The organism is Roseateles sp. FW301-B2 (genome assembly GCF_058788955.1).
In genome coordinates this window covers 112455-124709 of sequence record NZ_JBYTBE010000001.1, presented here as the reverse complement: position 1 = coordinate 124709, position 12255 = coordinate 112455, and the positions used below count along the sequence as shown (strand labels likewise).

The 12255-nt window shown below is 69.1% G+C and carries 13 protein-coding genes; 8 read left to right on the top strand and 5 right to left on the bottom strand.

Annotated features, from left to right (window positions below; genetic code table 11):
- Positions 1-33: 33 nt before the first annotated feature.
- From AC3WQY_RS00550 to AC3WQY_RS00525, 6 genes are all read left to right on the top strand, one after another.
- The gene (locus AC3WQY_RS00550) at positions 34-1530 is read left to right on the top strand and encodes a protein adenylyltransferase SelO (protein WP_492704944.1); all 1497 of its coding nucleotides are present in this window, start codon (positions 34-36) and stop codon (positions 1528-1530) included.
- A complete protein-coding gene (msrB, locus tag AC3WQY_RS00545; protein ID WP_492704942.1) occupies positions 1527-1931 on the top strand; it encodes a peptide-methionine (R)-S-oxide reductase MsrB in 405 nt (134 codons plus the stop codon). Before AC3WQY_RS00550 ends, msrB begins: the two co-directional genes overlap by 4 nt.
- 302 nt (positions 1932-2233) lie before the next feature.
- Positions 2234-2881 carry a septation protein A gene (locus AC3WQY_RS00540; RefSeq protein WP_285233014.1) on the top strand — a complete coding sequence of 216 codons (648 nt, stop codon included), beginning with the start codon at positions 2234-2236 and terminating at the stop codon, positions 2879-2881.
- On the top strand, positions 2878-3150 hold the full coding sequence (locus AC3WQY_RS00535) for a BolA family protein (RefSeq protein ID WP_492704940.1): 273 nt from the start codon (positions 2878-2880) through the stop codon (positions 3148-3150). The genes AC3WQY_RS00540 and AC3WQY_RS00535 overlap by 4 nt, the downstream gene beginning before the upstream one ends.
- A gap of 101 nt (positions 3151-3251) precedes the next feature.
- Positions 3252-4052, top strand: a complete 801-nt coding sequence (locus AC3WQY_RS00530) for a peptidylprolyl isomerase (RefSeq protein WP_492704938.1) — start codon at positions 3252-3254, stop codon at positions 4050-4052.
- Positions 4053-4151: 99 nt separating this feature from the next.
- On the top strand, positions 4152-4715 hold the full coding sequence (locus tag AC3WQY_RS00525) for a DUF2062 domain-containing protein (protein WP_285233017.1): 564 nt from the start codon (positions 4152-4154) through the stop codon (positions 4713-4715).
- A gap of 7 nt (positions 4716-4722) precedes the next feature.
- Here the strand turns inward: AC3WQY_RS00525 and AC3WQY_RS00520 are convergent, their stop codons facing one another.
- On the bottom strand, positions 4723-5418 hold the full coding sequence (locus tag AC3WQY_RS00520; RefSeq protein WP_285233018.1) for an ABC transporter ATP-binding protein: 696 nt from the start codon (positions 5416-5418) through the stop codon (positions 4723-4725).
- A 13-nt stretch (positions 5419-5431) separates the two neighbouring features.
- Between AC3WQY_RS00520 and AC3WQY_RS00515 the strand changes: the two genes are divergently transcribed.
- A complete protein-coding gene (locus AC3WQY_RS00515; protein WP_492704936.1) occupies positions 5432-6088 on the top strand; it encodes an arylesterase in 657 nt (218 codons plus the stop codon).
- A 12-nt stretch (positions 6089-6100) separates the two neighbouring features.
- Here the strand turns inward: AC3WQY_RS00515 and AC3WQY_RS00510 are convergent, their stop codons facing one another.
- Entirely contained in the window at positions 6101-7996 is a 1896-nt protein-coding gene (locus AC3WQY_RS00510; protein WP_492704934.1) for a DUF6600 domain-containing protein, read from the bottom strand.
- Between the two features lie 83 nt (positions 7997-8079).
- Complete coding sequence (gene def, locus AC3WQY_RS00505) at positions 8080-8616, bottom strand: peptide deformylase (protein ID WP_285233021.1); 537 nt, start codon at positions 8614-8616, stop codon at positions 8080-8082.
- A 40-nt stretch (positions 8617-8656) separates the two neighbouring features.
- Here def and AC3WQY_RS00500 point away from each other — a divergent pair, with 40 nt between their 5' ends.
- A complete protein-coding gene (locus AC3WQY_RS00500) occupies positions 8657-9598 on the top strand; it encodes an MBL fold metallo-hydrolase (RefSeq protein ID WP_492704932.1) in 942 nt (313 codons plus the stop codon).
- Between the two features lie 18 nt (positions 9599-9616).
- Here AC3WQY_RS00500 and ntrC read toward each other — a convergent pair whose 3' ends face one another.
- Together ntrC and glnL are read right to left on the bottom strand one after the other, a co-directional pair.
- Complete coding sequence (gene ntrC / locus AC3WQY_RS00495; RefSeq protein WP_492704930.1) at positions 9617-11098, bottom strand: nitrogen regulation protein NR(I); 1482 nt, start codon at positions 11096-11098, stop codon at positions 9617-9619.
- 35 nt (positions 11099-11133) lie between these two features.
- A complete protein-coding gene (gene glnL / locus AC3WQY_RS00490; protein WP_285233025.1) occupies positions 11134-12225 on the bottom strand; it encodes a nitrogen regulation protein NR(II) in 1092 nt (363 codons plus the stop codon).
- Positions 12226-12255: the final 30 nt, after the last annotated feature.

Sequence of the window (12255 nt, the reverse complement as noted above, 5' to 3'; positions counted from 1 at the left end):
CTTGGCGGGCGCCTGTCTACACTGCCGGCCATCATGCATGCTGACTGGCCCAACCGCTTTGCCCGCCTGGGCCCCGAGTTCTACACCGAGCTGCCCGCCCAGGGTCTGCCCGACCCGCATTGGGTGGCGCAGAGCCCGGCCTGTGCCGAGCTGCTGGGCCTGGGCGCCGACTGGGCCTCGCAGCCGAGTCTTCAGGCCCTGCAGGTCTTCAGCGGCAACGCGCTGTGGCCCGGCATGCAGACCCTGGCAAGCGTCTACAGCGGCCACCAGTTCGGCCAATGGGCCGGCCAGCTGGGCGATGGGCGCGCGCTCTGGCTGGGCGAGCTGGCCACGCCACAGGGCGGCCTGGAGCTGCAGCTCAAGGGCGCGGGTCTGACGCCCTACTCCCGCATGGGCGATGGCCGGGCGGTGCTGCGCTCCTCGATCCGCGAATTCCTCTGCTCCGAGGCGATGGCCGCGCTGGGCATCCCGACCACCCGCGCGCTGTGCGTCACCGGCTCAGCCCTGCCGGTGCGGCGCGAGAGCATCGAGACCGCGGCGGTGGTCACGCGCGTCGCGCCCAGCTTTCTGCGCTTCGGCCACTTCGAGCATTTCGCCCACCATGGCCAGCATGCCGCGCTGCGCCGCCTGGCCGAGCATTTCATCGCCGAGCATGCGCCCGAATGCCTGGACGCGCCCCAGCCGGTGGTGGCGCTGCTGGCGCGCGTGGCCGGGCAGACCGCCGAGCTGCTGGCGCAATGGCAGGCGGTGGGCTTCTGCCATGGGGTGATGAATACCGACAATATGTCGATGCTGGGCCTGACGATCGACTACGGCCCGTTCGGCTTCCTGGACGGCTTCGACCCGGGCCATGTCTGCAACCATTCCGACCACCAGGGCCGCTATGCCTATGCGCGCCAGCCCAATGTGGCGTTCTGGAACCTGCATGCGCTGGCCCAGGCCCTGCTGCCGCTGCTGCCCGCCCACCCCGAGGCTACGCGTGAGGCTGCACGCGAGGCCGAGCGCGAGGCCGCCGGCGAGCAATTGCTGGAGGCATTGGAGCCCTACCGCGAGCGCTTCCCGCGCGCCCTGCTCGGGGCCATGCGCGCCAAGCTGGGCCTGGCCACCGCACAGGAGGGCGACCGCGAGTTGGTGGACGACTGGCTGCGGCTGCTGGCCGCCACCCGGGTGGACTACACGATCGCGCACCGCCGCCTGAGCCGCTACGGCGCCCAGCCCGAGGCGCTGCGCGACCTGTTCCTGGACCGCCCCGCCTTCGACGCCTGGGCGCTGTGCTACCAGGCCAGGCTGGCCCAGGAGGGCAGCGTGGCGGCCGAGCGCGAGGCCGCCATGCTGGCCCGCAACCCCGCGGTGGTGCTGCGCAACCATCTCGCCGAGGGCGCGATCCGCCAGGCCCAGGCGGGCGATTTCAGCGAAGTGCAGCGCCTGCTGAAAGTTTTGAGCCGGCCCTTCGACGAACCCGCGCAAGCCAGCGACGCCGGCTTCCCGCCCGACTGGGCGCAACATCTGGAAGTGTCTTGTTCATCATGAGTGACTACCCCATCAAGAAGACCGATGCCGAGTGGCGCGAGCAGCTCGACCCCATGCAGTACCAGGTGGCCCGCCACGCCGCCACCGAGCGCGCCTTCACCGGCAAGTACTGGGACCATTGGGACAGCCAGGGCCGCTACAACTGCGTCGGTTGCGGCACGCCGCTGTTCGAGCCGGCAACCAAGTTCGACGCCGGCTGCGGCTGGCCCAGCTACTGGGCGCCCATCAACAGCGAGGTGGTGGAGCGCGTGGTGGACAAAAGCCATGGCATGGTGCGGGTGGAGGTGCGCTGCCAGCGCTGCGGCTCGCACCTGGGCCATGTCTTCCCCGACGGGCCGGAACCCAGCGGCGAGCGCTTCTGCATCAATTCGGCCGCGCTAGACTTCGCCCCCAAGACCTGAGCCACCCGGCCCGAGGCGCCCTGATTGCGACTAGGGCCTGCTAACACTACGTTTGTCCGATGCGTTGCCACCAGAAAAGCCGTGAACTAGGCGCAAACCGAAGCCGGGGCTGCTCCCCCGGCGAGGCTTTGCAACGACGTGCACGGCTTTTCTGGTGGCAACCCGAAGGGAACGGGGCTGGCAGGGCCCATCTCGTCGTTGAACTCCTCGCCCAGGCAGAGAGCCTGGGCTTCGTCGTCCGCCTAGACCTGGGCCCTGCCGGCCCCGTTCGCACGGGCAAACGTAGTGTTAACAGGCCCTAGATGAAGCTCCTGCTCGATTTCCTGCCCCTGCTGCTGTTCTTCGGCAGCTTCAAGTACGCCGAATCCCACAAGGACTGGGCCGCCCTCTTCGCCAGCGAGCATTTCGGCTTCATGGTCTCGGGCGGCAAGGTCGGGCCCGAGGAGGCGCCGGTGCTGCTGGCCACCGTGGTGGTGATGGCCGCGACCCTCTTGCAGGCCCTGGTCCTGAAGCTGCGCGGCAAGAAGATCGACCTGATGCTGTGGATCAGCCTGGGCCTGGTGGTGACCCTGGGCGGTGCCACCATCTGGTTCCATAACGAGACCTTCATCAAGTGGAAGCCCACCGGCCTGTACTGGGGCATGGCCCTGGTGTTCCTGCTGAGCGACAAGCTGATGGGCAAGAACCTGCTCAAGTCCATGCTGGGCGAGGAGATCCAGATGCCCGCCGCCATCTGGTCGCGCCTGAACCTGGCCTGGGTGGGCTTCTTCGTCGCCATGGGCGTGCTCAATCTCTACGTGGCCTACAACTTCTCGACCTCCAGCTGGGCCAATTTCAAGGTCTTCGGCAGCACCGGCCTGATGCTGGTGTTCACGCTGGCGCAGGGCCTCTACATGGGCCGCCACATCATCGAAGACAGCAGCAAGAACGACGGCAAGGAGACGCCATGAGCCCGCGTGCCTCGGTCACCGACATCGAGTCGAGGCTGCGCGAGCGCCTCTCGCCCAGTAGCCTGGAGGTAGAGGACGACAGCGCCCGCCATGCCGGCCATGCCGGCGCGCGCGAGGGCGGCCATTACACGGTGCGCATCGTGGCGGCCGGCTTTACCGGGCTTAACCGGGTCGCCCGCCATCGCCTCGTATATGATTCCCTCGCTGAACTGATGCAGCAGGGCATCCATGCGCTGGCGATCGACGCCCGCAGCCCGGATGATCGCTGAACAGATTTCGCCTTGAATCCGCGCCGGCCACGGCGCTTTGTTTTGTGTATTGAACCCGGTAGATGCCCCGCCGGTGGAGTCTGTTGAAAGGCCCAATGTCCATGAAGAAGATTGTGCTCGCCGCCTCGATCGCGGCCCTGTCTGCAGCGTTCGCACCCATCACGGCCAGCGCCCAGAACATCGCGACGGTGAATGGCAAGGCCGTGCCCAAGGCACGCGCCGACCTGCTGATCGGCCAGATCACCAAGAACGGCCAGCCCCGCACGCCGGAGATGGAAACGCAAGTGAAGGACGAGATCGTCCTGCGCGAAATCTTCATGCAGGAAGCCGAGAAGCGCGGCATCCCCGCCAGCGCCGACTTCAAGGCGCAGATGGAACTGGCGCGCCAGAGCATCCTGATCCGCGAACTGTTCGCCGACTTCAGCAAGAAGAACCCGGTCACCGACGCCGATGCCAAGGCCGAGTACGACAAGTTCAAGGCCCAGAGCGCCGGCACCGAATACCGCGCCCGCCACATCCTGGTGGAAAAGGAAGAGGACGCCAAGGCCCTGATCGCCCAGATCAAGGGCGGCGCCAAGTTCGAGGAACTGGCGACCAAGAACTCCAAGGACCCCGGCTCGGCCGCCAACGGTGGCGACCTCGACTTCGCCAACCCCAACTCCTATGTGCCCGAGTTCAGCAAGGCCCTGACCGCCCTGCAAAAGGGCGAGATGACGCAGGAGCCGGTGAAGAGCCAGTTCGGCTACCACATCATCAAGCTGGAAGACACGCGTGAAGCGACCTTCCCGGCCTTCGACGATGTGAAGGCGCAGATCCTGCAACGTCTAAACCAGCAAAAGCTGGGCGACTTCCAGAAGGACCTGAAGGCCAAGGCGAAAACGGACTACAAGTTCGCCAACTGATGGACAGGGGCTGAGTCCCCTCGCATCAAAACCCGCGTAGCGCCAGGCCTGAGTCTGGCAACGCGGGTTTTTTCATGTTTCGTCCCCATCTAGCGCCTCATGCCCGCAACCCGCCTCGCCCGCCGCCTGCTGCCCACGCCCGAGACCCTGGAGAACATCAAGGGGCTGCGCTGGTTGGGTCATTACCTGCGGCCGCGGCCCTGGCTGTGGGTGGCGCATCGGCGCCGGGTGGCCTGGGGTGTGGGCCTGGGCCTGGCGGTGGGCGTGATCCCGCTGCCCACCCAGATGCTGCTGGCCGCCGCGGTGGCCATCCTGTTTCGCGCCAATGTGGCGGCGGCGATTGCCGCCACCTGGCTCACCAACCCCTTCACCCTGGTGCCGATCTGGAGCCTGGCGATCTGGCTCGGCGGGCTGCTGGTGCAAGAGGCCAGCCCGGTGCATGCGCCGCCGATGCTGAGCCTGGACTGGCAGCATCCGGCCGGCTGGATCAGCGATCTGGGCCTGTGGCTGGCCAGCCTGGGCAAGCCCCTGCTGGTGGGCCTGCCCTTGGCCGGCCTGCTGCTGGGCGCGCTGGCCTACCTGGCCGTCTACATGGGCTGGTGGGCGGTGATCATGTTCGAGCGCGGGCGGCGGCTGCGCCAGCGCGCGCGACGCGGCCTCTGAGCCCGGCTCAGACGGCCATGTCGGTGAGCCGGGACTCGACCAGATGCCCCGCCTCGATGCGCAGCTGGCGGTCGCAGCGCTCGGCGATGGCCTGGTCGTGGGTCACCAGCACCAGGGTGGTCCCGGCCTCGCGGTTGAGTTCGAACATCAAGGCCATCACCTGGGCGCCGGTGGCGAAGTCCAGGCTGCCGGTGGGCTCGTCGGCCAGCAGCAGCGCCGGCCGCACCACGAAGGCACGCGCCAGCGCCACGCGCTGCTGCTCACCGCCCGAGAGCACGCGCGGGTAATGGCCGAGGCGCTGGCCCAGGCCCACGCGCTGCAGCATCTGCGTCGCCAAGGCCTTGGCATCGCGCTCGCCGCGCAACTCCAAGGGCAGCATCACGTTCTCCAGCGCGGTCAGGTTGGCCAGCAGCTGGAAGCTCTGGAACACAAAGCCCAGCTCCGCACCGCGCAGGGCCGCGCGCGCGTCTTCGTCAAGCGCAAACATGTCCTGGCCGCGCAGCCGCACCGTGCCGCTGCTGGGCTTGTCCAGGCCCGCCAGGATGGACAGCAGGGTGCTCTTGCCCGAGCCCGAGGCGCCGACGATGGCGACCGATTCACGCGCCAGCAGATGAAAGCTGATGTCGTGCAGAATCGTCAGCTCGCCGGTGGCGTCCTGCACGGACTTGCTGACGCGATCGACTTCGATGATGAATTCAGACATAGGGCGGGCTGGAATGCGGCGTAGAGACTGGATAGCGCAATGTAGCCTGCTTGGCCTGGCATGCCTCGGGTCACCCCTGGCCGGCGCCGCCGATGCCAGGGGCAAGCACAGCGGGCCGCGCCGCATCGTCGTGCTGGGCGACAGCCTCTCGGCAGAGTACGGCCTGGCGCGCGGTAGCGGCTGGGTGGCGCTGCTGGAGGCCAGGTTGAAGGAACAGCGCCTCGCCATCGAGGTGGTGAACGCCAGCATCAGCGGCGACACCAGTTCGGGCGGCCGCTCGCGCCTGCCCGGCCTGCTGAAGGCACAAACGCCCAGCCACCTGATCATCGAGCTGGGCGGCAATGACGCACTGCGCGGCCTGCCGCTCGCGATGACGCGCGACAACCTGCGCGCCATGGTGCAGGCCGGCAAGGCCGCCGGCGCCAGGGTGCTGCTGGTGGGCATGCAGATGCCGCCCAACTACGGGGCGGCCTATGGCAAGGAGTTCGTGCAGCTGTTCGAGCAGGTGGCGCGGGACGAGAAGACCGCCCTCACCCCCTTTCTGCTCGCCGGCGTGGCGGAGCGGCCGGATGCGGAGGGCTGGTTCCAGCCCGACCGCATCCACCCGCTCGCCAAGGCGCATCCCTTGATGCTGGACAACGTCTGGCGCGCCCTCAAGCCCCTGCTGTAGCGCAGCCGGTCGTCAATCGTTGTTGCGCTGCGGGCGTCCGTCCTGGCGGCGCGGCACTTCGTCGCCGGCCTTGCGCTGCGGGCGCTCCTCGGCGCGCGCGGCGGGCGGGGCCGCGGGTGGCACGGGTTGGGCGCTGCGCATCGGCACGCCGCGGTCGGGCTGGCGCTCCGGTGCCCGCTCTTGCGGCCGTTCCTGCGGCCGCTCGATCGCACGCTCGGGCATGCGCACCGGTTCACGCATGATGGGCTCGCGCTGCTGTTCACGTTGCTGCTCGCGCTCGATGGCCGAGCGCGGCGCACCAGGCTCGCGCTGGGGCAGGGTTTGCGGTGCGGGCTGGGGCACCGGCTGCGGCATCACCTGCACCGGGCTGGGGCGCTCGATGCTGCGCTCGGGGGCGCGTTCCAGGCCACGCTCGGGTGCGCGGGCACGCTCGGGCTCGCGCCGCGGCAGTTCGCGCGGCACAGGCTCACGTTGCTGCTCGCGCTGCTGTTCACGCTCGATGATGGAGCGCGGCGCTTCGCCAGCATTGCGGTCCGGGCGGTTGTCGCGCGAGGGGCGCGGCGCGTCGAACACCGGGCCGCGGCGCTCCGGCAGCGTCGCCGCCGGCAGTGGCGGCAGCTCCTGCCGGCCGGGCGCCTGCGGCACCGGGCGCAGCGGCACCTGCGCGTCGCGCCAGGGTGCCGGGCGCAGCACGCCGCCGGGCTGCGGCGTCAGCGTGCTGACGGCTCCCACCACATCGCGGTTGCGATAGACGGGCTTGTTCACCGAACCATTGGGGTTCAGCACCGTCACCGGGTCGGCCTCGGGATTGAGGCGACGCACATAGCCGGGGCTGTGGTGGTAGCTGGGGCGGTAGACCTCGCGCGGCGCCAGCGGGAACCAGCCATAGCGCGGATAGTCGTGGCGCGAGCCGATGCTGATGCCGACGCTGACCGAGCCGCCGCCCACCCAGGCCACCAGGGCCGGCGCGTACACGGGGCGTGCCACATAGCGGCCCGGCACCCAGCACCAGCGCGCGCGGTAATGCACCCAGCGGCCATAGTGGAAGGGTGCAAAGCCCCAGGGGGCATCGTCCACCCAGGTCCAGCCCCAGGGGCGCGACCAGACCCAGCGGCCATCGCGGTAGGGGGCCCAGTCGGGCGCCACCTGCACCGGGATCCAGACCGGGCCATAGTCGGGCGCGTTCTCCCAGCGGCCATAACGGTCGAGGTCCTCGGCGCCGGTCATCTCGGGCGAGACATAGCGGTAGCTGACGGCTTCGCCGTCGGAGCGGCTCTGCGCCAGCGCCCAATCGGTGAAGGCGTCGACGTCGAAGCGCTGGCGCTCGGCGCGCGGGCCGTTGGCCCACCAGAACTCGACCTGCTCATTGGCCCCCAGCCAGACCGGCTGGGCATCGCCCTCGCGCGCCTCGAAGCGCATGCGGCCCTGCCAGTTCAGGGCGCGGCTGCCACGGTCGAGTTGGTCGACGCGGTAAAAGCCCTCGCGCTCGAAGATGAAGCGCCCCTCGCGGGTGCGCAGCCGGGTCTCGTTGGCGCTCTCGGCATTGCGCAGGCGCAGTGCCAGGCTGCCCTGGTCCACGCGCAACTCGACGCGCTCGTCGTCGAGCTGGCTGAATTCGATATCGCTGCGCTCGTCCACCCACAGGCTGGTGGAGCCGATGCGCAGGGCCATGCGTGCGCCCGGGTCGGTGCGCAGGCGGTCGCCCTCGCTGATGGTGTGATTGCGCCCGAGCTGCAGCCATTCCTTGCTCTCGGTGTCGAACAGCCAGGCCTCGCCGCTCAGCTCCGACACGCGGGCGACGCGGCCGGGCGGGTCGGCCCAGGCGCAGCCCAGGCTCAGGCTCAGCAACAAGGCCAGGGCCAGCTGCCACCAGCGCTTGGCCGGGGATGTTTGTATTGCGCTTTCCATGAGCGATCTCCTCTGCCCCGGCTTAACGCCCGAAACCTGCCCCAGGACGACGCACTTTACAAAAAAGAACTCAGTCGTCCGCCTCAATCATCGGCATGGGGATCGACGCCGGGGAACAGCACCTCGGTATAGCCGAAGCGGCTGAAATCCGTCATGCGCATGGGATAGAGCTTGCCGATCAGGTGGTCGCATTCATGCTGCACCACGCGGGCATGGAAGCCTTCGGCCTCGCGCGCTATCGGCGCGCCCATTGCGTCGAAGCCCTGGTAGCGCAGGCGCGCATGCCGCGACACCACGCCGCGCAGGCCCGGCACCGAGAGGCAGCCCTCCCAGCCCTCCACCATCTCGTCCGAAAGCGGCGTGATGAGCGGATTGATCAGCACCGTCATCGGCACCGGCGGCGCCTCCGGGTAGCGCTCGTTGTGCTGGAAGCCGAACACCACCACCTGCAGGTCCACGCCGATCTGCGGCGCGGCCAGGCCGGCGCCGTTGGCGGCCTTCATGGTCTCGAACATGTCCTGCAGCAGCTGCGCCAGCTCGGGCGTGCCGAATTGCTGCACCGGTTTCGCCACGCGCAGCAGGCGCGCATCGCCCATCTTGAGAATCTCACGAACGGCCATCGGTACTTCCTTGCGATATCGTGGCGGGATTCTAAGGAGCATGCTGATGCAGGACCTGGGCCATGGGATTTACGCCATCGACACCGCTTTCCAGCGCGCGCATTTCGATGCCGCCTACCTGATCGTCGAACAGGGCCGCGCCGCCTTCGTGGACAGCGGCACCAACCACAGCGTGCCGCTGCTGCTGGCGGCGCTGGAACGGCTGGGCCTGCCGCGCACGGCAGTGGACTATGTCATCCCCACCCATGTGCACCTGGACCATGCCGGTGGCGTGGGCCTGTTGATGCAGGCCCTGCCGCAGGCGGTCTGCCTGGTGCACCCGCGCGGCCTGCGCCACATGCTGGACCCGAGCGCCTTGTGGGCCGGCGCGCTGGCTGTCTATGGCGAGGAGGAAATGCGGCGCTCCTATGGCGAGCTGGTGGCCGTGCCGGCGGCGCGTGCGCGCGCCAGCAGCGACGGCATGGAGATTGCGCTGGCGGGCCGCCCGCTGCTGCTGCTGGACACGCCCGGCCATGCGCGCCACCACCATTGCATCTGGGATGCGAAGAGCCGCGGCTGGTTCACCGGCGACACCTTCGGCCTCTCCTACCGCGAGTTCGATACCGAGCAAGGCCCCTGGATGCTGCCCACCAGCACGCCGGTGCAGTTCGAGCCCGAGGCGCTCGAGGCCTCGGTGCGGCGGCTGCTGAGCTACCAGCCCGAGTGCATGTACCTGACCCACTTCGGCCGCGTCGCCGACGTGCCCAGGCTGGCCGAGGCGCTGCTGGTGGCGGTGCGGGCGATGGCCGATACCGCGCTGTCGCTGCGCCGGGCGCCGGATCGGCACGCCGCCCTCAAGGCCGCGCTGCTGCAGCAATACCTGGCCAGCCTGCGGCGCCATGGCTGCCAGCTGCCCGAGGCGCGCTGCGCCGAGCTGCTGAGCATGGACGTGGAACTGAACGCCCAGGGCCTGGCGGTGTGGCTGGACAAGCTGCCCGCCTAGGGCCGTTCATGCGCGCGCTCAGGCGTCCAGGTCCAGCTCCTGGATCTTGCGCGTGATGGTGTTGCGGCCGATGCCCAGCTTCTGCGCCGCCTCGATGCGGCGGCCGCGCGTGATGTCCAGCGCGGTGAGGATCAGGCTGGCCTCGAAACGGCGCGTCAGCACGTCCCACACGTCCGGCTCGCCGGCGATCAGCAGGCGGCGCGCCTCGCGCGCCATCTCCGCCACCCAGGCATCGGTGCCGGCGGGCTGCGGGCCGGCCGGCATCACCGGCAGAGCCGCACCGGCGACGCCGGACGCGGGCTCCGCGGCATGCGCCGTGGCCACCGAGCTCGCTGCCGGCACGGGCGTGGTGGCCAGCAACTCCTGCGGCAGGTCCTTGGCCTCCACCACCTGGCTGGGCGCCATCACGCTGAGCCAGTGGCAGATGTTCTCGAGCTGACGCACATTGCCGGGGAAGTCGAAGGCCACCAGGCGCGCCAGCGCCGGCTCGGTGAGGCGCTTGGCCTCCACGCCCAGCTCGGTGGCGCTGCGCTGCAGGAAGTAGCGCGCCAGCACCGGGATGTCTTCGCGGCGCTCGCGCAGCGGCGGCAGGCGCAGGCGGATCACGTTGAGGCGGTGGAACAGATCCTCGCGGAAGCGTCCGTCGCGCACCAGGGCCTCGAGGTTCTGGTGCGTGGCCGCCACCACGCGCACATTGCTGCGCTGCGGGCTGTGGCCGCCCACGCGGTAGAACTGGCCGTCCGAGAGCACGCGCAGCAAACGCGTCTGCAGGTCCAGCGGCATGTCGCCGATCTCGTCGAGGAAGAGCGTGCCGCCCTCGGCCTGCTCGAAGCGGCCGCGCCGCGTCGCCTGCGCGCCGGTGAAGGCGCCGCGCTCATGGCCGAACAGTTCGGACTCCAGCAGGTCCTTGGGGATCGCCGCGGTATTGATGGCGACGAAGGGGCCCTCGGCGCGCGGGCTGTGCTTGTGCAGGGCACGCGCCACCAGCTCCTTGCCGCTGCCCGACTCGCCGGTGATCAGCACCGTCACATTGCTCTGGCTGAGGCGGCCGATGGCACGGAACACGTCCTGCATCGCCGGCGCTTGGCCCAGCATCTCGGGCAGCGGCGCGGCCGCCTCCTCGGCCACCGCCTCGCGCACGCTCTCCTCCTGGGCGCGGCGGATCAGCTCCACCGCACGCGCCAGGTCGAAGGGCTTGGGCAGGTATTCGAAGGCGCCGCCCTGGAAGGCCGAGACGGCGCTGTCCAGGTCGGAGTAGGCCGTCATGATGATGACGGGCAGGCCGGGCAGCTTTTCCTTCACCTTGGTGAGCAGATCCAGCCCCGAGCCGCCGGGCATGCGGATGTCGGACACCAGCACCTGCGGGCTGTCCTCCTCGAGCGCGGCCAGCAGATCGCGCGCGTTGCTGAAGCTGCGCGTCGGCAGACCCTCGCGGCCAAGTGCCTTCTCCAGCACAAAGCGGATCGAGTGGTCGTCGTCAACAATCCAGATGGATTTCATTCAGGGGCTCCGCGCTAGGCCTGACGGGGTACCCATCAGGGCAAAGGCAAGGTAATTCGAAAGTCGGTCCGACCTGGTTCGCTGTCGCAGTCGATCATGCCTTGATGTTGTTGGACGATCGTCTGCGACAAGGTGAGCCCGAGACCCGATCCGCCGTCCCGGCCGGAGACCAGGGGGAAGAAGATCCGGTCACGGATCTCGGCCGGCACACCAGGGCCGTTATCTTCGATATGCAATTCCAGTGCCAAGCGCCAGCGCTGCTTACCAATCGTGACCTGTCGGGCCACGCGCGTGCGCAGGGTGATCTGCGCATCGCCGGCCGCGATGCGCGCCTGCAGCGCCTGGGCGGCGTTCTGCACGATGTTGAGCACCGCCTGGATCAGCTGCTCGCGGTCGCCGCGGAAATCGGGCAGCGAGGTGTCGTAGTCGCGCACCAGCCTGAGCCCCTTGGGGTACTCGGCCAGGATCACCGAACGCACGCGCTCGCAGACCTCGTGGATGTTCACATCGCCCACCACCTGGGCAAAGCGGTGCGGCGCCAGCAGGCGGTCCACCAGCGATTGCAACCGGTCGGCCTCGTGGATGATGACCGAGGTGTACTCCTGCAGCTCGGGCCCCATGTCGGTGGGCTCCAGCTCCAGCGCCAGCAGCTGGGCCGCGCCGCGTATGCCGCCCAGCGGGTTCTTGATCTCGTGCGCCAGATTGCGTATCAGCTCCTTGGTGGCCTGCACCTGGTCGAGCTTGCGTTCATCGCGGTCCTGGCGCGTCTGCTGCGCGTTCTCGATCAGCTCGACCAGCAGCTGCTGCGGATCGTCGGTCTGGCTGACGATCACATGCACGGGTAGCAGGTCCTCATGCACGCGCGGGCCGCGGCGCAGGAGCGCATCGAAACGGCTGCTGGAATAGGCATTGCGCGCCACGCCGTCCATGGCCTCGCGCAGGCGCGCGGTGTCGGCAAACCAGTCGAACAGCTGGCTGCGCTGCACCGCGCGGCGCGACAGCCGCATCGCGGTCTCGAAGGCGGCGTTGGCGAACTCGCATTCGCCGTTGGGCCGCACCACGGCCACCATCGTGGCCAGAGAGTCGAAGGCCGCAAAGGCGGCATACGCAGAGCTGTCGTCGTTCATCGCGTCGGGTGGCCTGCCCCAACACGGGCA

Bases quoted from the DNA above. Each gene is read 5' to 3' on its own strand.
- AC3WQY_RS00550 (WP_492704944.1), top strand. From the start codon at position 34: ATGCATGCTGACTGGCCCAACCGCTTTGCCCGCCTGGGCCCCGAGTTC.
- msrB (WP_492704942.1), top strand. From the start codon at position 1,527: ATGAGTGACTACCCCATCAAGAAGACCGATGCCGAGTGGCGCGAGCAG.
- AC3WQY_RS00540 (WP_285233014.1), top strand. From the start codon at position 2,234: ATGAAGCTCCTGCTCGATTTCCTGCCCCTGCTGCTGTTCTTCGGCAGC.
- AC3WQY_RS00535 (WP_492704940.1), top strand. From the start codon at position 2,878: ATGAGCCCGCGTGCCTCGGTCACCGACATCGAGTCGAGGCTGCGCGAG.
- AC3WQY_RS00530 (WP_492704938.1), top strand. From the start codon at position 3,252: ATGAAGAAGATTGTGCTCGCCGCCTCGATCGCGGCCCTGTCTGCAGCG.
- AC3WQY_RS00525 (WP_285233017.1), top strand. From the start codon at position 4,152: ATGCCCGCAACCCGCCTCGCCCGCCGCCTGCTGCCCACGCCCGAGACC.
- AC3WQY_RS00520 (WP_285233018.1), bottom strand. From the start codon at position 5,418: ATGTCTGAATTCATCATCGAAGTCGATCGCGTCAGCAAGTCCGTGCAG.
- AC3WQY_RS00515 (WP_492704936.1), top strand. From the start codon at position 5,432: ATGCGGCGTAGAGACTGGATAGCGCAATGTAGCCTGCTTGGCCTGGCA.
- AC3WQY_RS00510 (WP_492704934.1), bottom strand. From the start codon at position 7,996: ATGGAAAGCGCAATACAAACATCCCCGGCCAAGCGCTGGTGGCAGCTG.
- def (WP_285233021.1), bottom strand. From the start codon at position 8,616: ATGGCCGTTCGTGAGATTCTCAAGATGGGCGATGCGCGCCTGCTGCGC.
- AC3WQY_RS00500 (WP_492704932.1), top strand. From the start codon at position 8,657: ATGCTGATGCAGGACCTGGGCCATGGGATTTACGCCATCGACACCGCT.
- ntrC (WP_492704930.1), bottom strand. From the start codon at position 11,098: ATGAAATCCATCTGGATTGTTGACGACGACCACTCGATCCGCTTTGTG.
- glnL (WP_285233025.1), bottom strand. From the start codon at position 12,225: ATGAACGACGACAGCTCTGCGTATGCCGCCTTTGCGGCCTTCGACTCT.